Origin of the sequence: Clostridium autoethanogenum DSM 10061, assembly GCF_001484725.1 — a bacterium.
GTDB classification, from domain to species: domain Bacteria; phylum Bacillota; class Clostridia; order Clostridiales; family Clostridiaceae; genus Clostridium_B; species Clostridium_B ljungdahlii.
Genome location: NZ_CP012395.1, coordinates 3,137,075 through 3,158,246, shown reverse-complemented (window position 1 = coordinate 3,158,246; position 21,172 = coordinate 3,137,075). Strand labels below are relative to the sequence as shown.

At 30.2% G+C, this 21,172-nt stretch carries 23 protein-coding genes; 4 read left to right on the top strand and 19 right to left on the bottom strand.

Annotated elements, in window-relative coordinates; genetic code table 11:
* The first annotated feature begins 103 nt into the window (after positions 1–103).
* From CLAU_RS14260 to CLAU_RS14255, 3 genes are all read left to right on the top strand, one after another.
* The gene (locus CLAU_RS14260; protein WP_013237485.1) at positions 104–1,141 is read left to right on the top strand and encodes a CotS family spore coat protein; all 1,038 of its coding nucleotides are present in this window, start codon (positions 104–106) and stop codon (positions 1,139–1,141) included.
* A gap of 385 nt (positions 1,142–1,526) precedes the next feature.
* Positions 1,527–1,640 carry a hypothetical protein gene (locus tag CLAU_RS21505; RefSeq protein ID WP_122059781.1) on the top strand — a complete coding sequence of 38 codons (114 nt, stop codon included), beginning with the start codon at positions 1,527–1,529 and terminating at the stop codon, positions 1,638–1,640.
* Entirely contained in the window at positions 1,630–1,872 is a 243-nt protein-coding gene (locus tag CLAU_RS14255) for a hypothetical protein (protein WP_013237484.1), read from the top strand. The genes CLAU_RS21505 and CLAU_RS14255 overlap by 11 nt, the downstream gene beginning before the upstream one ends.
* A 194-nt stretch (positions 1,873–2,066) precedes the next feature.
* On the opposite strand, the gene CLAU_RS14250 is transcribed toward CLAU_RS14255, so the two are convergent.
* The 3 genes from CLAU_RS14250 to CLAU_RS14240 form a co-directional block, all read right to left on the bottom strand.
* Entirely contained in the window at positions 2,067–2,399 is a 333-nt protein-coding gene (locus CLAU_RS14250; protein ID WP_023162907.1) for a hypothetical protein, read from the bottom strand.
* A gap of 257 nt (positions 2,400–2,656) precedes the next feature.
* Positions 2,657–3,253 (bottom strand): isochorismatase family protein, encoded by a 597-nt coding sequence (locus CLAU_RS14245; RefSeq protein ID WP_013237482.1) that lies wholly within the window; start codon positions 3,251–3,253, stop codon positions 2,657–2,659.
* A 90-nt stretch (positions 3,254–3,343) separates the two neighbouring features.
* Entirely contained in the window at positions 3,344–4,534 is a 1,191-nt protein-coding gene (locus tag CLAU_RS14240) for a multidrug efflux MFS transporter (RefSeq protein ID WP_029170023.1), read from the bottom strand.
* Between the two features lie 309 nt (positions 4,535–4,843).
* Between CLAU_RS14240 and CLAU_RS14235 the strand changes: the two genes are divergently transcribed.
* Positions 4,844–5,407: a TetR/AcrR family transcriptional regulator gene (locus tag CLAU_RS14235; RefSeq protein WP_013237480.1), complete on the top strand. Its 564-nt coding sequence runs from the start codon at positions 4,844–4,846 to the stop codon at positions 5,405–5,407.
* Between the two features lie 133 nt (positions 5,408–5,540).
* Here the strand turns inward: CLAU_RS14235 and ppdK are convergent, their stop codons facing one another.
* From ppdK to prmA, 16 genes are all read right to left on the bottom strand, one after another.
* Positions 5,541–8,180: a pyruvate, phosphate dikinase gene (gene ppdK / locus CLAU_RS14230; RefSeq protein ID WP_013237479.1), complete on the bottom strand. Its 2,640-nt coding sequence runs from the start codon at positions 8,178–8,180 to the stop codon at positions 5,541–5,543.
* 67 nt (positions 8,181–8,247) lie between these two features.
* Positions 8,248–8,892 (bottom strand): transcriptional regulator CcpN, encoded by a 645-nt coding sequence (gene ccpN / locus CLAU_RS14225; RefSeq protein ID WP_013237478.1) that lies wholly within the window; start codon positions 8,890–8,892, stop codon positions 8,248–8,250.
* A gap of 208 nt (positions 8,893–9,100) precedes the next feature.
* Positions 9,101–9,706, bottom strand: coding sequence for a DUF4342 domain-containing protein (locus tag CLAU_RS14220; protein ID WP_013237477.1), 606 nt, complete (start codon positions 9,704–9,706; stop codon positions 9,101–9,103).
* Positions 9,707–9,721: 15 nt separating this feature from the next.
* Entirely contained in the window at positions 9,722–10,495 is a 774-nt protein-coding gene (gene recO, locus CLAU_RS14215) for a DNA repair protein RecO (protein WP_013237476.1), read from the bottom strand.
* A 47-nt stretch (positions 10,496–10,542) separates the two neighbouring features.
* Positions 10,543–11,424, bottom strand: a complete 882-nt coding sequence (era, locus tag CLAU_RS14210; RefSeq protein ID WP_013237475.1) for a GTPase Era — start codon at positions 11,422–11,424, stop codon at positions 10,543–10,545.
* 197 nt (positions 11,425–11,621) lie between these two features.
* Positions 11,622–12,320: a diacylglycerol kinase gene (locus CLAU_RS14205; RefSeq protein ID WP_013237474.1), complete on the bottom strand. Its 699-nt coding sequence runs from the start codon at positions 12,318–12,320 to the stop codon at positions 11,622–11,624.
* A 41-nt stretch (positions 12,321–12,361) separates the two neighbouring features.
* A complete protein-coding gene (gene ybeY / locus CLAU_RS14200) occupies positions 12,362–12,856 on the bottom strand; it encodes an rRNA maturation RNase YbeY (RefSeq protein WP_013237473.1) in 495 nt (164 codons plus the stop codon).
* A gap of 37 nt (positions 12,857–12,893) precedes the next feature.
* A complete protein-coding gene (locus tag CLAU_RS14195) occupies positions 12,894–14,999 on the bottom strand; it encodes an HD family phosphohydrolase (protein WP_013237472.1) in 2,106 nt (701 codons plus the stop codon).
* Between the two features lie 67 nt (positions 15,000–15,066).
* On the bottom strand, positions 15,067–16,221 hold the full coding sequence (gene yqfD, locus CLAU_RS14190) for a sporulation protein YqfD (protein WP_029170142.1): 1,155 nt from the start codon (positions 16,219–16,221) through the stop codon (positions 15,067–15,069).
* On the bottom strand, positions 16,205–16,489 hold the full coding sequence (gene yqfC / locus CLAU_RS14185; protein WP_013237471.1) for a sporulation protein YqfC: 285 nt from the start codon (positions 16,487–16,489) through the stop codon (positions 16,205–16,207). The genes yqfD and yqfC overlap by 17 nt, the downstream gene beginning before the upstream one ends.
* 231 nt (positions 16,490–16,720) lie before the next feature.
* Complete coding sequence (locus tag CLAU_RS14180) at positions 16,721–17,164, bottom strand: GatB/YqeY domain-containing protein (RefSeq protein ID WP_013237470.1); 444 nt, start codon at positions 17,162–17,164, stop codon at positions 16,721–16,723.
* A gap of 29 nt (positions 17,165–17,193) precedes the next feature.
* Entirely contained in the window at positions 17,194–17,370 is a 177-nt protein-coding gene (gene rpsU / locus CLAU_RS14175; protein ID WP_007061146.1) for a 30S ribosomal protein S21, read from the bottom strand.
* Positions 17,371–17,510: 140 nt separating this feature from the next.
* Complete coding sequence (locus CLAU_RS14170; protein WP_013237469.1) at positions 17,511–17,855, bottom strand: histidine triad nucleotide-binding protein; 345 nt, start codon at positions 17,853–17,855, stop codon at positions 17,511–17,513.
* A 59-nt stretch (positions 17,856–17,914) separates the two neighbouring features.
* Positions 17,915–19,219 (bottom strand): tRNA (N(6)-L-threonylcarbamoyladenosine(37)-C(2))-methylthiotransferase MtaB, encoded by a 1,305-nt coding sequence (mtaB, locus tag CLAU_RS14165; protein WP_029702468.1) that lies wholly within the window; start codon positions 19,217–19,219, stop codon positions 17,915–17,917.
* An 87-nt stretch (positions 19,220–19,306) separates the two neighbouring features.
* The gene (locus tag CLAU_RS14160) at positions 19,307–20,062 is read right to left on the bottom strand and encodes a 16S rRNA (uracil(1498)-N(3))-methyltransferase (RefSeq protein WP_013237467.1); all 756 of its coding nucleotides are present in this window, start codon (positions 20,060–20,062) and stop codon (positions 19,307–19,309) included.
* A 10-nt stretch (positions 20,063–20,072) separates the two neighbouring features.
* Positions 20,073–21,014 (bottom strand): 50S ribosomal protein L11 methyltransferase, encoded by a 942-nt coding sequence (gene prmA, locus CLAU_RS14155; protein WP_013237466.1) that lies wholly within the window; start codon positions 21,012–21,014, stop codon positions 20,073–20,075.
* Positions 21,015–21,172: the final 158 nt, after the last annotated feature.

Genomic DNA, 21,172 nt, shown 5'->3' with positions numbered 1-21,172 from the left:
TTGTTACATTTTATTTTCTGAAACTTCTTTTTTTAAGAATAATGTATATTATAAAAGGCACCTTAATATTATTATAGAGGAACAACTTTTGAGGAGTTTTTATATGGATTTGTTATCTGAAAGAACTATAAAAAAATATGTACTTCCCTATTACAATATGGATGATGCATCTATAGATAGAATCAAATTTAAAAACACAGATAAGCAGAGGGCAGTATATAAAATAAGTCATCTAAATAAAAATTACTGTTTAAAGAAAGTATATTTTGATGAAGCAAATTTACTTTTTGTATATTCTGCCATGGAATGGCTTTTTAGAAATAACGTTAGAGTTCCTAGAATATTACCTACAATTTATGGAGGTCGATATGTAAAATATAATGAAATGCTTTTTATGCTTACTCCCTGGATAACGGGTACTAAATGCAATTATAACATTAAAAGTCATCTTTTAGTGTCCATCTCTAATTTAGCTAAAATGCATAAAGTAAGCAAAAACTTCACTCCCATTAAAGGTAGTATTGAAAGGATTAATTTTGAAAAAACATATATATCCTTTGAAAAACATTTTAAGCAACTGTTAAACTGCTCAAATTTAGCAGTTAAATATAAAGATAAATTCTCACAATTGTTTCTACAATATTTTGAAATCAACCTTATATTGGCACAAATGTCCTCTAGAATATCTTCTTCTATAAACTATGATAATTTAAACACCTGCCTATGCCATCTAGATTACGTAAATAAAAATATAATATTTGATGATAACAATAAAATTTGGATAATAGATTTTGATAAATGCAGCATAGACTATTGTGCCCATGATATCTCCTATTTCTTAAGAAGATTTCTAAAGCGAAATTCTACTAACTGGCAGCTAGATATAACATTAGAATGTTTAAATTTATACGAAAAAACTTTTTCGTTAACATTAGATGATTATAAATATATAATATCTTATTTAGCTTTTCCTCAAAAATTTTGGAAAATATCTAGAGATTATTATAAAAACATATCAAAATGTAATCATAATTCTTTTTACTACTTACTAAAAAAATGTTCTAATAATATTAATCAGCTTAAATTTATTATAAGTTTAGGAAAATACGTAGAAAAAAAGTTTCATACTATTATTATTTAATAGTATGAATTTTTATATTCAGCTTATCAAGAACATTTAAAATAAAAATCAACTAGCTTTAATAATTAACTTCTTACTAAAAACTTAAACATAAAAAAATGATATTGCTTTTATAGCTTTATCTATCTTTAAAGGACTTAACTCTCCATGAATAATCATATCCTTGCCAAGCTGTACAGTTTCCTTTACTTCATCTATTACGCTAAAACATTTGCAACAGCCTAATTAACTATCACATAACACTCCTTATTACAATTTTTTAGTTATGTTAATTATACGTTAAGTATGTTTAAGAAATGTAAACTTTCGACAATAAGCTTTAGAATTATACTATAATTAGGTATGTGAAGTGCAGAAATTATAATTAATATACATTTTTATATTAATGAATGCAAGATCTATTATTTATTTGATTGTACGTGGAATTTGTTGTCTAAGTCCTAGTATTCCAGGAATAAGTGAAAATATATCTGTAAGGAGAGTATATTATGGTAATTAGTTGTGAAGAAATGTTTTTTCAAAAAATTAAAATCTTTGACAGGACTATGATTGAAGCTACAAAAGCTAATAAGGAGATGTTTGAATTTGAAGACGAACAGTATGATATTTATTCAAACGGCATATTTGTACAAACTCTGATTAATGACAGAATACTATATCGCATTTTTATTGATGAATATAGGAATGATATTTCTGTACACTATGATTTGTTAAAATGTTTGGAGCATTAATAATTTTAATCAACTTATTATATAAAAAATATATAGTGCTTGTAATTAAAAGTTACCTTATACTTAGAAATATAAGCTTGCTTTCCATTTATCCGATGACTACCTGCTCTAATACTTCCACTTCTCCAAGTGGAAGTTAAAGCAGGTACGTCCCTGGATAACGATTTATAGCCCCTATATTTGCTAATTATTCACTACAAATTTGATACAACCTCATAAGCATCCCAAATAGCATACATTATGTTTGAAACCTTCCTGGCATCGCCTAAAAGCCGTATATCAGGGATTTCATATTTAAGAGAATTATAAAGTTCTTTATTATAATTATATTCTACAGCAAGAACTATTGGATCTGCCTCAATCTCCCGCTTACCACTGCCCTCTGTATTTACAAGAACACCTTTATCCGTAGTTTTTACAGCCTTTGATGAAGTTAGAACATCAATATGGTTGTATGGGATAAGAGCTAAAAGCATTCCCATGTTAGCAAAATAGCTTGGACCATTTAAAGCCAGTAAACTATCCATAGCTTCAACAATAGTAACTTTTTTGCCAATTTTTTTAGATAAAGAGCTGTTTCACAACCATACGCCCTAGACATCCTTCATGGCATAAAGGCATAATCGTATCAACGCAGTTTTACTCAGATGCAATTTATTTACCTAATCAGGATCTGCAAGAAGAGATCTTCTAAGTCCTATCATATCACAAGCACCTTCATCAACATCTTTTCCTTTTTAGGCACAACAATATCTGAATAATCTTTAATATTTTGGTTTCTATTTTATTTTAATAATGAAACTATTTCTTTTGTAGTTCTAATTTTACCAATCCTAGGGAAGATATATCTACAAACATACTCATGTTCTTCCTTTGTTACTGCTGTCATTGCATCTTCTGCAAAGATTTGATTATAACCGTGTTGATATGCTTCTCTTGCTGTAGTGTCTACACCAATGTTAGTAGAAATTCCACCTAATATAATAGTATCAATTCCTCTACGTCTTAATTGTAAATCTAGATCAGTTCCATAAAAAGCCCCCCATTGTCTCTTTGTAACAATATGGGCATCCTTGGTATCTGCTATTTCAGGTACTAGGTTATCCCATCCTTCTGGATATTTCATTCCAGTAACTTTTAAATCTGTTTTTGGTCTAACCATATCTTTACCATCTATAGTAGAAACTCTTACAAGAACTATAAAAGCTCCTTTCTCACTAAACGCATTGACTAGCTTGCTTGCATTTTGAATAACTTCTTCACTTGTATAAGGCGAAGGAGAAACTTCTCTAGCTGTAATTCCATTTTGTAAGTCTATAAGTACAAGAGCACTTTTTCCTACATTAATAAATTCATTTTCATTTAATTTCAGGTTTTCCATGTTCATATCTCCTTTTTAATTTTATTTTTATAGAATTAATTATTTAATACTTTTCATAAAAATTAGTCATCCAACAATCTAATAATATTACTAATTTAAACTGAGTTTTTTATAAACTCTAAAGTAGACCCAAATTGCATTTATAAATAACAATGCACTTGTTATAAAAAATACATACTGCATTCCTAAAATTCCTGCAATCTGCCCCCCTAAGACCGAACCTCCAAATACTCCTAAATATCCTGCCGACATGTTGAAACCAAATACTCTGCCAGTAAGAGAAGAAGGTGTTATCTTTTTTAATATAATATTGACAGATGGGTTAAGTCCTGCAGATGCTAGTCCTAATAAAAATCGAAGTCCCATTAGCTGCCAAGTATTTTGTACAAAAGCTTGTGGTATAAAAATGATCACTGCACATATAAGGCATGTTAACATTACTTTATGGGCTCCTATCTTATCTGAAAGCTTTCCAAGTCTTGGAGCAGCAATTATATTGGCAAAACCTGAAGCTGAAAATGTAAGTCCAGCTAAAAGTGCAATATGTGAACTATTATTGGATAGTTGCTTAACGTACACTGTTACAATTGGCTCTACAGAATATAATGCTACAGCTAATATAAAGAAGGTTACAAACATCGTAACAGTTAAGCTTTTTTGTGGAACAGTACTCCATACCTCTTTAATAGTAAGCACTTTTTTATCTTCTCTAACAAATGATTCTTTTACAAATAGAAGCGTTGTGATAAAGGAAATTAAAAGTAAAGCTCCTGTTATGAAAAATACACTTTGTAAACCTAATATCTCATCTATAAAACCACCAATAGTTGGACCAAGCAAAGCCCCTGCAATACTAGCTGTTGAAAGTGTACCTAATGCATATCCTGCATGTTCTTTATCTGTCTGAGTTGCAATCAATGCAGTACAAGCTGTACTATAGCCAGTAATTACACCTTGAAGTAACCTTAAACTTATGAGTATATACACGTTTGGTGCAAACCCCATGCATCCTATTGTTATTGCCATACCAAGGCTTGCTCTAAGTATCATTGGCTTTCGCCCATATTTATCAGCTGCACTTCCCCAAATTGGCGAAAAAATAGCTGAAATTATAAATGTGATACCAAAGGCAATTCCTGAAATTTTTGTAATTGTTGCTGTGTCTTGAACTCCAAGATGTTGTATATAGAGTGGTAATACTGGGGCAATCTGACTCATTCCTATAGCAGCCACAAATATTCCAAACCAACATACTATTAAGTTTTTTCTCCATATTTCCATAAATGTACTCCTTTCTTTTATATAACTTAATTAATAATAAGATTTCTAAATAATAACCAACCCCATAGACAGTGCTATCAATACATATAAATACGTAATAAAATATTAATAAATAGCAAGGCAATAGTAAAGTATATATTATTTATTCTTGCTAGTTGCATTATTGCTATCTTCAACTTGATTATAAACTATATTTTATAGTTTGTAAATTATTAAGTATAGTTTATTAACTATTAAATATAACTTGATAAATATATTTTGTAATGTTAAACTACTGTTATAACATAAGATTATAGGAGTGAGAAGTGAATGCAAAAAAGAAATTTAACTAAAGAAAAAATTATTCAGGTTTCTTTTTCTTTGGCGGATGAAATTGGTCTTAATCAACTTACCTTCCAAAAAATCGCTGAAAAATTGAATATAAAATATCCTTCTTTGTATAATCATTTTAATAATATGGATAGCCTTAAAATAGAAATGACAATATATCTTTTAAATGAATTGAATCAAAAATTAATGCAGAACTTAATTGGTAAGAGTGGTGATGAGGCCATAAAAGAATATGCCAAAATTTATAAAGAGTTTGCTTTTGAAAATACGACCGCTTATAGACTTTTTATGAGTATTCCAAGTACGGAGAACCCAGAGCTATTTAATTTGGCAAAAGGGACTAATCGTATCATTCGTCAAATTTTAGAGTTTTACATTAAGGATGAAGTCCGTTTGGTTCATAAGAGCCGAACTTTAAGAAGTCTTTTGCATGGTTTTGTCTCGTTATATTCCTTTGGATATTTTCATAATAATAAAGTAACTTTAGATGAGAGCTTTGAATCTATGATAGATGACTTTATTTCATCACTTTCAAAAAAATAAAAAATAGAGTATTTTACTTAAAATCATTAATGAAATTAAGTCACAATACTCTATCCTTTTCATAGCATCACGATCCTTATTCAACCGCCCACTATATCAAGCTTTCAAATTAAAATCATATTATTAATTTTATTTATTTGATTGGTCTTGGATTCTTTATCTGAGCCTGAGCTGCAGCAAGTCTTGCCACAGGTACCCTAAATGGTGAACAAGATACATAGTCAAGTCCTACATTGTGGAAAAACTCTACAGAAGATGGATCTCCTCCATGTTCTCCACATATTCCAAGATGAATGTCAGGTCTAGTCTTTTTACCTAATTTTACAGCAGTCTCTACAAGTTTTCCTACTCCAACTTGATCTAACCTTTGGAATGGATCAAACTCATATACTTTTTTATCATAATAATCATTCAAAAATTTACCTGCATCATCTCTTGAAAATCCAAAAGTCATTTGAGTTAAATCATTAGTTCCAAATGAGAAGAACTCAGCTTCTTTAGCTATTTCATCAGCTGTAATAGCTGCTCTTGGAATTTCTATCATAGTTCCTACTTCATATTTTAAATTGATTCCCTCTTTTTGTATTATTTCATCTGCTACCCTCACAACTACGTCTTTAACATATTTTAATTCTTTTATTTCTCCTACAAGAGGTATCATAATTTCTGGAACTATATCATACCCTTTTCTCTTTTTAACATCTATAGCTGCTTCTATAATAGCCCTTGTTTGCATTTCAGCTATTTCTGGATATGAAACAGTAAGCCTGCATCCTCTATGCCCCATCATAGGATTAAATTCATGTAGAGAATCTATAGTATCTTTTAGTTCTTGAAAACTTACTCCCATTTCCTTGGCTAAAGACTCTATATCCTCAGTTTCAGTAGGTAAGAATTCATGAAGTGGTGGATCCAAAAATCTAATTGTGACAGGTTTTCCTTCCATTGCCTCATATATTCCAATAAAATCTTTCTTTTGTCTTGGTAGTAATTTATCTAAAGCTTTTCTCCTCTGCTCTTCCGTTTTTGAAACTATCATTTCCCTCATTTCTGGTATTCTATCTTCATCAAAGAACATATGCTCTGTTCTACAAAGTCCTATTCCTTCGGCACCAAAGCTAATAGCCTGGTTTGCATCTCTTGGTGTATCTGCATTTGTTCTAACTCCCAATTTTCTTATATTGTCAGCCCATCCCATGAAGATTCCAAAATCTCCTGATATTTCTGGTGCTACAGTCTTTATAGGCTCTCCATATACATTTCCAGTACTTCCATCTAAAGATATGTAATCCCCTTCTTTGTAAACCTTATCTAATCTTTTGAAAAGCTTTTCCTTTTCACTTACGATAAGATCACCACATCCAGCTACACAGCATGTTCCCATACCTCTTGCTACAACAGCTGCATGAGATGTCATGCCTCCTCTAACTGTAAGTATTCCTTCAGAAGCTGCCATTCCTTCTATATCTTCTGGAGAAGTCTCTAGCCTTACAAGTATTACCTTTTCACCTTGATCATGATGTTTCTTAGCATCATCTGCTGTAAAATATATCTTACCACAAGCTGCTCCTGGTGATGCAGGAAGTCCATTTGCTATTACAACTGCCCGTTTCAATTCATCACTGTCAAAGTTTGGATGCAATAGTGTATCGAGCTGTTTAGGCTCAACTTTAAGTATGGCCTCTTCTTTAGTGATGAGACCTTCATCTACCATATTTACTGCTATTCTAAGTGCAGCTTGAGCTGTTCTCTTACCGTTTCTTGTCTGAAGGAAATACAATTTTCCCTGTTCTATAGTGAACTCCATATCCTGCATATCTTTATAATGATTTTCAAGCTTATTTGCTATACTCATAAATTGAGAATAACATTCTGGAAGGTCTTCTTTTAGCTTTGTTATAGGTTGAGGTGTTCTTATTCCTGCAACTACATCCTCTCCTTGAGCATTTATGAGATATTCACCAAATATGGACTTTTCTCCTGTAGATGGATTTCTAGTAAATGCAACTCCAGTTCCTGAAGTTTCTCCCATATTTCCAAATACCATTGATTGAACATTTACTGCAGTTCCCCAATCACCTGATATGTCGTTTAACCTTCTATAAATTATTGCTCTAGGATTTTCCCAAGATCTGAATACTGCAGTAACTGACTGAATTAATTGTTCTTTAGGATCTTGAGGAAAGTCTTCCTTTACTTCTTTTTTATAAATATCCTTAAATCTCTGGATTATATTCTTTAAATCGGACTCATCTAAATCTGTATCGTATTTTACTCCTTTAGCATTTTTTACATCATCCAATACATCTTCAAATTCTCTCTTTTCAATTCCCATAACTACATCTGAAAACATTTGAATAAATCTTCTATAAGAATCATACGCAAATCTTTCATTTCCTGTCAACTTTTTAAGTCCTATTACAGTATCATCATTTAATCCTAAATTTAATATAGTATCCATCATTCCTGGCATAGAAACTCTGGCTCCTGATCTTACTGAAACTAACAATGGATTTTCTATGCTTCCAAATTTTTTTCCTGTTGTCTCTTCCACATTTTTAAGTGCATCATAAATTTGATCTATAACTTGCTGCGATATAGATTTACCATCTTCATAATATTTGGTACATGCCTCTGTGGATATAGTAAATCCACCGGGAACGGGTATGCCAAGATTGGTCATTTCTGCAAGATTAGCTCCCTTGCCTCCAAGTAAATTTCTCATGCCAGCATTTCCTTCATTGAAAAGATAAACGTACTTCTTACCATTCATACAAACATCTCCCTTATAAAGTTTTTAACATTTTTGTATATTAACAGGATTTACCTGAATAATCGGTTTATTTACTTTCTCCTATCTTTACAAAAAGTCTTGTTATGTTGGTTTTAGATACTTTTCCTATAATTTTAAACGTCTCGTTTTTGGATTTATCATAAGACTTTTCTACTACTGGAAGACTATCTACTTCATGCTCCATTATTTTTTGAGCTGCTAAATATGCAGGATCATCCTTCTGCACACATACTATATTAGGCATTCTTGTCATTATTACACCTACAGGTATTTTATGCATATCTGTACTGCCCATAGCTATTTTTATAAAATCTTTTCTAGAAACAGCTCCTATCAAAACACCATTGTTTTCTATAAATAAAGTCCCTACATCATTTAGAAACAAGTATAGTATCGCATCATACACAGTAGTATTTTCATCTACCATTACTGGTTTTGACATTATATCTTTTACTTTTATTTCCATTATATAATCATATAATAAACTGTAAGAAGGTTTTTGAGAATATATATATCCAACCTTTGGTTTTGCCTCTAATATGCCTGTCATTGTAAGTATGGCTAAATCAGGTCTTAAAGCTGCCCTTGTAACATTCAATTTAGACGCAAGCTGTTCACTTGTTATTGGTGCATGTTCTTTTACTAATTCTATTATTTTTTCTTGCCTTGGTGATAATTTTATGATGTCCACCCTCTCTCTTCATAGTAAATTAAGTTAATTGTAAAAATATTTACTAAGAGGAATTTACAGTTCATAACTGTATTCTTAAAGCTATTATACCACATATATACAAATTAATAATATACTCTTCTTTGTTTTATTCAAAATTGTCAATATATTTTAAATTGTATATGAGTTGAACCCAAAATATCTTTTTAATACAACTTAATAATAAAATTTATTGCTTATCACTACTTTTTTCCTCATTTTCTCCATATCCTTTTTCATCCTCATCAATGTCATCAAATTTTACAGTATACTTGTATGTGTTTTTATCTTCATCTTCGTTTTTATTAGTAAATTTATCTTTTACAGAAGATGCTGCATTAAAAACTTTATCTTTTACATCATCTACAGTGCTCTTTACTCCACTTTTTATTATTTTATCTACTACTTCTACACTTCCATCATCTTTTATTATCTCTATGCTCAGTTTTGTAAACACAGCAGTCAATATGCCTATAGCTATAAGTGGAGGCCATACAAGTGCTGTTAATGTAGCTGCAATACCTGCATTTACTGGAATATCAAGTACTGTTCTATCCTCTCTTCTTATTTTTATCCTAGTTACATTTCCCTTTCTAACCAAGTCCTTTAACCAATCAAGAAATTCGTCTTTTGTAGTATACATACTATCCTTAGTTGATTTTTCAGTTTCTTCTATATATATAAGTGCATCAACCACATTTCCTTCACAATTTTCTAAAGCTTCCTTTGCTTCGGCGTAAGTTACCCCAGTTCTCTCTCTTATAATATCAATTTTTTCTAATGTTATTTCACTCATAATTTTCTCTCCTTTTCAATTTTTATTTTTTTCAAAACTTTGAAGGCAATTTAAAACATCTAAACTTTTAGGTTTTCTAAAATAGTTTTGAGAAATAATTAATGTTAAAATTTTATATAGTTCTTTTTTTACATCTTCTGATAATATAACCTTATATACATTTTCTAAAGGAATTTTAGACAAATATTTGAGCGCACTTGACGTAGCATATTTTATAGGTATACCATTTACTTTTTCACATTCACTGCAAACTCCACCTAAATACTGAAGATTTAAATAATCAAAAGAGGTAATTTTTTTTCTACATAGAGCACAATGATCAAAATTAAGACCATATCCTGTAATCTGTAAAATTTTTAGTTCAAATGCTCTGGCTAAAGTTTCTACATCAACTCCATGACTTCTTATAAGATAAAAACAAGTAACCAGATATCTAAATAATTCACTGCTAGTTTCACCGTCATTCATTGCTATATCGGTAAGTTCACAAAAATAAGAAGCATAAGTTAAATCATTTAAATCATTTAATAAATCCTGAAATGAATCTATTAAACTACTTTCATTTATTACATACAAGTTCTTACCTTTATACACTACATAATCTCCATAACAAAACTGAAGTGTAGTAGAAAATAGAGAGTTTTTACTACTTTTTGATCCTCTAGCTATAGTTGCTATCTTGCCTAATTTTTCAGTAAAAAGCCATACCAATTTATCTGACTCTTTTATATCTTGAGTTTTAATTATGACAGCTCTAGTTTTGAATATGTTCAGAAAATCATCCCCCACTACAGTTCTAATTATATTATGTCCTTATTTTAAAATAAATTCCCATACTATTTATATCCTAATTCTTTTAACAATCTATCACTATCTCTCCATTCTTTCTTAACTTTAACCCATACCTTTAAATAGACCCTAGTATCTAAAAATTTTTCAATATCTTTCCTTGCATAAGTTGAAATTTTCTTCAACATGGCACCATTTTTACCTATAATTATACCCTTATGGGAATCTTTTTCACAGAGTAATGTAGCTTCTATATTGTAAATTCCCTTTGAGTCTTTTTTCATTGAGTCTATTTCTACTGCTATTCCATGTGGGACTTCTTTGGAAAGAAGCCTGAGTGCCTTTTCCCTAATTATCTCAGACACTATAAATTTCTCCTGTTTATCCGTAATCATATCATCCGGATAATATTTAGGTCCTTCAGGCATATACTTTACCATAAGATCTATTAATTCTTCCACATTCTTTTTCTTTAATGCAGATATAGGTATTACCTCCACAAAATTAAATATAGCTGAATAATTTTTTAAAGTTTCTGCTACTCTCTGTTCTGGATTTTCATCTATTTTATTTAAAACTAAAAACACAGGTACATTACATTTTTTAAGTTCTTCTAAAATATACAAATCCCCTTTGCCTGGCTCTAATTCAGGAGTAGTTAAAAAAAGCACCAAATCTACATCTTTGATGGAATCCTCAGCAGCTTTAACCATATAGTCCCCCAGTTTATGTTTGGGTTTATGTATACCTGGTGTGTCTACAAAAACCAACTGAAAATCATCCTCTGTTAGAATAGTCTGTATACTGTTTCTAGTAGTCTGCGGCCTACAAGATACAATAGACAACTTTTCCCCCATTATATTATTCAAAAGTGTTGATTTTCCCACATTAGGTCTTCCTATTATTGTAATAAATCCTGATTTAAACATAAATTTTCTCCTTATTTTCTAAATCTTTTTTGTAAAAGTTTCTACTAAAGTTTTTTCCATATTTTTATCATACAAATTTTCATATATCTTAAATAGTATACTTTCCATATTTCTGATGAAAATTCTAAAATTACTTGTCTACATAATTCATATTATTCCCCTAAAAAACATATAAATATAATATTTAAATTCTCCTTTTATCCAAATACTCTAAAAAGAAATACAGTTATTAAAACACCAAATGCTCCTCCACAAACTACTTCTATAACTGAATGAGTATCTGAATCCACCCTGCTTTGCGCCACTATAAATGCCAAAAGGTAACTCAATATTACCACTGCTAATTGTTCTGATATCAATGCTATAGTAGTAGCTATAGAAAAAGCTATGGCACTATGACCACTTGGCATTCCTCCTTTTAATGGAGTTCCTTCACCAAAAATCGCCTTTATAATTATTGTAGTTATAAATACAATTGCAAGTATTATAAATATTACATAAGGATTTGTACTTTTTACCTTCCTCATGACTATAAAATTAATATACTTTAGTTTATCCCAAAATATTATATATCCTACCACAACAGCATTTACAGCAGCAACTAGCACTCCACCAGCAGCCACATTTTTAGCAATTTTAGCAAGTGGATGATAGTAGTTTATAGTAGCATCTATAGCAGATTCTACAGCAGTATTAAAAAGTTCCGCAATAATAACAATACTTATCGTTATTATTACGGCTAATATCTCCATTTTACTTAAATCATAAATAAAGCATATAACTAATACTAAAAGAGCTGCTATCATATGTATTTTCATATTTCTCTGAGTTCTTACAGAATATATTATACCTTCAATAGCATAGTTAAAACTATCCAATAGCTTTTTAACCTTCATCTCTATTCCCCATTTTATGTAATTTTAACTTATATACATTATTATAGTTTGAATCCGCTTAAAATTTCCTCTTCCCTCTGCCTCATGATTTTTTTATCACTTTCTTCCATATGATCATATCCTAAAAGGTGAAGTACTGAATGTACTGTTAAATAACAAGCTTCCCTTAAAAATGAATGCCCAAATTCCTGAGCCTGTTCCTCTGCTCTTTCAAGAGAAAGTGCTATATCACCTAATACTAAATTTCCATCATCCATATCGCTTTCTTCAAATTCATGATTTACATATACCTGTTTAAATACGCTGCCTTCTGGATACTCTAACATTGGAAAAGATAATACATCAGTTACCTTATCTATGTTTCTATTCTCCCTATTTATATTTTTTATCTCTTCATTATCTATAAAAATAACACTTATTTCACATGGAATATTTACATTCTCTTCTTTTAGAGCACATTGTATTACACCTTTTATATTTTCTTCTAACTCCTGTGTTACTTCTAGTTTATTTTGTCTATTATCTATAAAAATCATTTACGTTCCTCCAATTTAGTATATAAAAGTTCTACTTCTAAGTAGGACTTTTTAATTGATTAATAGATTTTTTAGAGAATTTATCCTCCGGATATTCTATTCTATGGTGATATATTCCCTGTAAAGCTTTTATAAATGCAATTTTTATTTTACCTATATCTTTTAAAGTAAGCTCACAATTATTAAGCTGACCTTCATCTAATCTGTCTTTAATTATGTTATTTACCATTTTCTCAATTTTATCCTCAGTTGGGTCATTTATTGATCTTACAGCAGCTTCTACACCATCTGCTAACATTATTATACCCGATTCCTTTGTCTCAGGTATTGGCCCTGGGTATCTAAAATCATCCTCTTTCACATCCTCTGGTTTTTCACTTGAATTTTTCATAGTAACATAAAAATATTTTACGAGAGATGTGCCATGATGCTGCTGTATAGCATCTATTATTATTTTAGGAAGCTTATACTCCCTAGCCATTTCAATTCCATCTTTAACATGGGATATTATTATTAAAGCACTTAAGCTAGGAGTTAGCTTGCTATGAGGATTATCTTTTCCCAGCTGGTTTTCTTTGAAAAAATAAGGTCTTCTTATTTTACCTATATCATGATAATAAGCCGCTACCCTAGCCAAAAGTGGATTCCCACCTACTTCTTCTGCTGCTACTTCTGCTAAATTTCCAACTAATAGACTATGATGATAACTTCCCGGTGCCTCCATAAGCAATCTCTTTAGAAGTGGATTATTAGGATTAGATAATTCTAAAAGTTTTATAGTTGTAACTATATTAAATACTCCTTCAAAAAGAGGCAAAAAACCTATAACTAAAATTCCAGAAATTATAGTTGAAATTCCAATATATACTGCCTTTTCAACTACATCTGCCATATTATCACTGATTAAAAACCCCATTGAAAAAGTAAGTATAACATTTATAACTGTCATATATAAACATGAAAATAATATATCCATTCTCTGCTGCATCTTTTTAAGGATAATAGATCCTACTACAGCATTTACCACAGCTAGCACTGTTATATCCAGGCTAAATTGTACAGCCACACTTATTAAAACACAATTAATAGTACTTATTACTAGTGAAACTTTTTTTCCAACAAGAAGTGATACTATCATAGGTACAAATGTAAGTGGTATTAAGAAAGTAGAAATTATGCCAATGGTCCTAGCCATAAATATAGCTAATAAGCTCAATATATTAACCATTATAAGCATTTTTAAGTCATTATATATCTTAGGACAATATATAGAAAAATATGTCCATTCCAATACCAATACTAAAAGAATCAGTATACCTAATGAAATATAAATATGCCATTGAAAATGTGAACTATTATTTAGAAGTCCTAAGTCTCTTAACACTTCTATTTGGTATTTTGTTACAGGTTCGCCTTCTTTTACTATAATTTGATCCTTTTTTATTATAACTGGTGAAACTTTTTTTACAACTTCTCTTCTGAGTTCTTCTGTCTTATCTTTATCATAAAAGAAATTTGGAGAAATTTGAGAATATCCTATTTTAGTAGCTATGTCCTTTAAATTTTTTGACAAACTATTAGAAGTACTCACTTTCAGCAATATAATTTCCTGGGCCCTTTTTATATCTTCTCTATTATCCCTTTGTGTGTTATCGCTTATATTATTGCTATCATACATATCTGAGAGAGATTTTTGCAAAAAATCCTGAAGTTGTTTTAATTCATCTTTATTCAACTTTATTATATCCTGATAATCATCATCTGCTAATCCTATATTATCTTCACTTTTTAATTTTTGTATTTTATCCTTTTCTTCCAATTGTGAACTATTTACCTGATCTATTTTAGAAAAAAAACTATTTAACTTACTGATAACTCCCGTTTTCACTTCAGGTTTTTTATTGTATTGAATTGGTACAGAATCCTCTGCCTGTCGAATGCGCGTTTCTGTGGATAATTCATCCTTAACTTCCCTTGGTGCTTTTATATCGACTTTGGCAATATCTCCTTCCTTCAAGTTATATTTTTTTGTCGTTAGTCCAGTTACAAGTAGCGAATAAATAAATATAAAACTTATCATAAAAACAATTATTTTATTAACTTTTTCTTGTAAAAAAACCTTTTTTAATGATAGTTTTTTCAATTAAGCTCACCCTTTATTCTTCATTTTATACGTATCTCTTTATATAATCTTTAGTTATATTTTGCCCTTAATTTGTAATTGTATCTGGAATGGCTATGTTTTCTTCTGCTGTAACTTGTACTTTAACCTTACAAGGATCTTGACCCTCATAAGTAATTACCTTATTTACAATTTTTATAGATTTATCCAAATTGCAAGATATATTATTGTAAAGTTTTTGCCCAGTGTCTTGTACTATTTTTTGAAGATTTCCTTTTACTGTAACTTGTTTAACTTCAAAATAAGTCTCTTTTCCAAAGATGAATTTACTTTCCTCTATTTTATCATATTTATTAAATTTATTATTATCTTTTTTCAGATACTGTTTCTTTCCCCTGAAATTAATATAATAGTTTTCTATTTTCTTACCTGTCCTCTCATTTTTTATATTATTTACTTTTACAGTTTCAGATGCCTCATAGGTAGTCGTGCATATAATATATCCTGCAGCATGAACACTATAAGTTGATCCTTCCAATCCTTGTTCACCTTTTACAAGTAGCTGTCCCTTTTTTACATCATCCCCCACTTTTACAACAACAGTTCCTTTAGTGGTATATGCTCTTACAACTTTTCCATCTCTTTTGGCTATTAAATTACAAGGAGTGTTTTCTTCCACTATATTAGGAGGTGATTTTCTCTGAACTACACTTACATTTAATTCAGAACCCTGTATTCTCACCTTTGCCCACATTATATTGTCATTATCCTTTACTAAATCTTTTTCTATTTTATATACATTTATTTTATCTTTGTTAATACCTGGCTTTATGCCATAAGATTTAAGCTGCTGTCTTATTATATAAGGCGGCAATCCTTCTTCAGAATTTATTTTTACACTCCATATAAAAGTAGATAAATAATATATTGTTCCTATAAATAAAATTATTCCGAATACTAAAGTTATTTTTCTCTTAAGCTTAATTATAAAAAATATAGGACCTCTTCTATTTATTATCTTTATTCTAGTTCCAGTTCTTCTTGCTATATCCTCTATCTTATCATAATCTCTTAAATTTATCTCCATAGTCATAGTTGTAATACTTTTCTTTTTAATATTTTTTATGTAGATATTATTTTTCCACATAACGTTAATAAATTTTTCAGGTATAAGGGATTGTATTTCCAATAAAATTATTCCGCTTCTATAGTTTTTAAAACTAAATTTACTTGTTTCCTTCATAGACTATAGATGTAAATCTTCCTCCTATAGTTATAGTGCTTCCTCCCATAAAAAGCACTTCAAATCTACTTCCATATATGGATATCAATCCTATACCTGAATTAACTTTTATTTGACTTTCATCAAACGCTATAATACCTCTATGATTTTCAATTATTATTTCATTATCCCCTGTAATTTTGATTTGGGGCATATTTAAAATTATATCTCCGGGCAATTCCAGTTTATCTGCAATATTCCGTTTTGCATTGTATATCTTGTCTCCCATAGTATCACCTCTAAGAATTTATATATATTCACTTAAATATATTAGCTTACTCCTAATAATTTATGAGATATGTATATAATAAATTACATAAAGTTCCTAAATTTATCTGATGGCTACCTACTGTAACACTCCCACTAAGTAAGCTTTATTGATTAGGCATCTGTAATTACAATCTTTAAAGCGTACCGGAAGTAAAAAAAGGTTGAGATACAATCTCAACCTTTTACTCATTTAATTTAAATGTTCTTTTACTATTTGACTTACAAGTTTGCCATCTGCTCTGCCTCTAGTTTTAGGCATAACAATTGCCATAACCTTTTTCATATCTTTAATACTTTCTGCACCCACTTCATTAACTGCATTCCGAATAATTTCGGAAATTTCCTCTTTACTTAACTGCTGAGGAAGGTATTCCAACAAGATATCTATTTCAGATTTTGCTTTTTCAACTAGATCCTGCCTTTTCCCTTTTTCAAATTCAAGTATAGATTCACGCCTCTCTTTGACTTCTTTTGCTATTATATCTATAATTTTCTCATCGTCAAGTTTTTTTCCATCAGTTTTTTCTACCAACAAGACAGCCGCTTTAGCCATACTTATAGTGTTTGCTTTAAATTTGTCTCCAGATTTTAAAGCATTCTTCCAGTCTTCTTGCAATCTTTCTTTAAGAGACATTACCAGTTAATACCCTCTTTCAAAGAATTCTATTTAAATTTTCTCTTTCTTGCAGCTTCTGATTTTTTCTTTCTCTTTACACTTGGCTTTTCATAGTGTTCTCTTTTTCTAACTTCTGAAAGAACACCAGCTCTAGCACATTTTCTCTTAAATCTTCTCAATGCACTTTCTATAGTTTCATTTTCTCCAACTTTTATTTCTGACATATTATCTCCCTCCCTCCGCTAGCTCAATTCAATTTAAAAAATCAAATACAGTTAACATGGGTCAAATAGCACATAGCCATTATACAATAAACCTTTCGATACTGTCAACAATTTCATAACTCTTAAATTGTTCTATAATTTTAGCCCGGAGGCCATGCAAACGATCTACCACCTAGTAAATGAAAATGAACATGATGTACTGTCTGTCCTGCCTCTTCTCCACAGTTAGTTACAATTCTATATCCTTTTTCATCTATACCAAGTTTAGCTGCAATCTGTTTTGCAACTAAATATATATGAGCAATTATTTTAGAATCATCTTCGGTAAGATCATTTATACTGCCTATATGTTTTTTAGGTATTATAAGTACATGCACCGGTGCAGCTGGTTCTATATCTTTAAAACTTAGTACCATATCATCTTCATATATTTTCTCAGATGGAATTTCACCCTTTATTATTTTGCAAAAAATACATTCTTCCATAAATTTCACCTCCCTTAACAGTATAATATTCAATAATTAATAATAAAATCCTGCTAAAGTCAAATAAATTTTTTCAACTTTCCTTCTATATATCCATCTTTTGTACCTTCAAGTTGCGTACACAAGATTTTTCCTTCCAAATTTAAAGCTTTTTCGCACTTTGTTATTACCTTTATATAATTTGGAGTATAGCCTTCGAAATATGTTCCATCATTGTCAATTTCTTGTTCATAGAGTACATCCATATTATATCCTAAAAATTTATTCATAAACTTCTTTTCTAATTTTTTATCTAACTCCAATACTTTGCTGCTTCTTTCATCCTTAGTTTTACCATCTACCTGTCCGGGCATATCTGCAGCTTTAGTCCCACTTCTCCTGCTGTATTTAAATACATGCATCTTGGAAAGAGCTATTCTATTTAAAAAATCATAAGTTTTATTAAATTCTTCTTCTGTTTCTCCAGGGAACCCAACTATGATATCTGTAGTTATAGATGCATTTTCTATGGCATTTCTTATCTCATATACTATTTTTTCATATTCTGAAGTGGTATATCTCCTGTTCATTCTCTTTAAGGTTTCATCGCATCCACTTTGAAGTGAAAGATGAAAATGAGGACATAACTTTTCTAACTTTGACATTTTCTCTATAACACCTTCTGTAAAAAATTGAGGGTCTATAGATCCAATTCTAACTCTATCGATGCCTTTTACTTTATCTATTTCCTGTAATATTCTCAAAAGATTCCAATCTCCGTCTATATCTGTACCATAAGATGCAATATGTATACCTGAAAGTATAATCTCTTTAAAATTATTACGAGATAATTTCTCTACTTCCTCAATTATTTTGTCTGGAGATTTACTGCACACAGCGCCCCTAGCAAAAGGTATTGCACAATAAGAACAAAATCTATTACATCCATCTTGAATTTTTAAAAAAGCTCTCGTTCTCTTTTGGTATTCGTCTATCTTCAAGTCTTCAAATGTTTTATTTTTCAATACTTCATTTACTTTGACTATTTTTTTCCCTTCATAAGAGACCCTACTTACCCAATATACTACGTCTCCTTTATTTCTAGTTCCTAGGACTACATCTACCCCTTCTATTTCTGATACCTTGTCTGGTGCAATTTGGGAATAACACCCTACTACAGCAATTACAGCATTACTATTTTTTTTCCTAGCCCTATGTATCATCTGTCTAGATTTTTTATCTCCCATATTGGTTACAGTACAAGTATTCACCACATACACATCTGCATAATCTTCAAAGTCTACAATATCATATCCCTCTTGTATAAATTTTTCAGCCATAGCTTCAGTTTCATACTGATTTACCCTACATCCTAAAGTAGACATACCTACCTTTTTATTTCTTCCATAAGCATTAAAGAATTCTTTGTTATCAAGGGTTAAATCAAATTTTTTTTCATTAATTGAATTCACCTAGTAAAGACCTCCTAAATCTCCTAATTCATACATGATAAGCGATATGCATACAAAACCTGCCGTTTCAGTTCTAAGTATTCTTGGGCCTAATGTAGCTATATGAGAGTTTATATTTTTAAGTTCATCTATTTCTTGTTCTTCAAATCCACCTTCAGGTCCTATCACAATAGCTATTTTCTCTAGATTACTTTTATCTTTTATAGAATTTACTATTTTTTTTATACCTGTATTACTTTCATTTTCATAGGGAACTACTATAACATCCATATATTCCCCTTCACTCAAAAGTTCTTTGAAACTAATTGGAACATTAACCTTAGGAATTATGCTTCTCTTACACTGCTTACAAGCTTCCTTAGCAATTTTATTCCATCTATCTACCTTTTTAAATTCTCCTGAATCATTTTTTACAACAACCCTACTTGTAACAACAGGTGTAATTTCATAAACTCCAAGTTCAACAGCCTTCTGTACTATCAAATCCATTTTACCAGACTTAGGTAACCCTTGAAAAAGATAAATTTTAATCTTGCTTTCATTATATAGCGTAAGTTCTTCTATAATGTTTACCACAACTTCATCTTTATCTATTTTCTCTATAGCACCTAAAAATTCTTTTCCATTACAGTTATTTATGTTTATCTTGTCTCCACATTTAAGTCTAAGTACTTTTCGTATATGTTTTACATCTTCGCCCCTAATATAGGCTGTATTAAAATTTATGTCTTCCTGAGGCACAAAAAATTTATTCATAACATACCACCTATTTCACTGATGCTACTATGCACACCCATTCTCCATCTTCATTTATTTCTTCTATTTTAAATCCTGTTTTATTTAATTTATCAACTACTTCTTCTTTTCTTTCTAATATTATACCGGAGCATATAAAAACTCCTCCTGGAAGCATAAAATCCTTAACTCCATCAGCTAAAAAAATTATAACATCTGCAATTATATTGGCAACTACAATATTCGCCTTGCCTTTAACTACATCCATAAGATCTCCGTGAAGTATATTCACATTTTTAATATGATTATATCCAACATTTGTTGACGCAGATTTTACAGCTACAGGATCCAAATCCACTCCTGTAACTTCTTTTGCTCCAAGTTTTGAAGAAGTTATTGCTAGTATACCTGAACCAGTTCCTATATCAAATACAGTATATTCAGGTTTAATATATTTTTCTAATGCCTTTATGCACATTTTTGTAGTTTCATGAGTACCAGTACCAAAAGCCATACCTGGATCAAGTTCTACTATTATATCATCTTTTTCTGCTTCATAATTCTCCCATATTGGTTTTACTACTATATGTTTTCCAACTTTATAAGGCTTATAATATTCTTTCCACTTATTCTCCCAGTCTTCTTCATTTACTTTAGATACCGTAATTAAACCTTTTCCTTTGTCTATACCAAAACTTTCTAAGTTATTTATACTATCTTTTATGTATTTCAAATATCCATTTAAGTTCTTATCCTGTTTATAATATCCTTTTACTACTGCCGTTCCATCTTTTATTTTAAGCAAGCTCTCATCAAAATAATCCCAATCTTCTGGATGCTTTTTCTTAAATTCTACATCCTGAGAATCTTCTATGGATACACCTTTAACTTCAGTATTGTAAAGTATTCCTGAAACTGCCTCTACTGCCTCGCTGCTAGTAGTAATTGAGACTTCTATCCATTCTTTGTCCATAGGTTTCCTCCTATACAAAATTTTAACTTATACGCAGATATATTTTAGATTAATAGTTCAACTTTCACAGTTTAAAAATATTGCGAAACAATTTTCTTAAAGAACAAAGTTCAAAGTTCAAATATCAATAAAGATAATTTTCTTCCTAACGTCAGAAA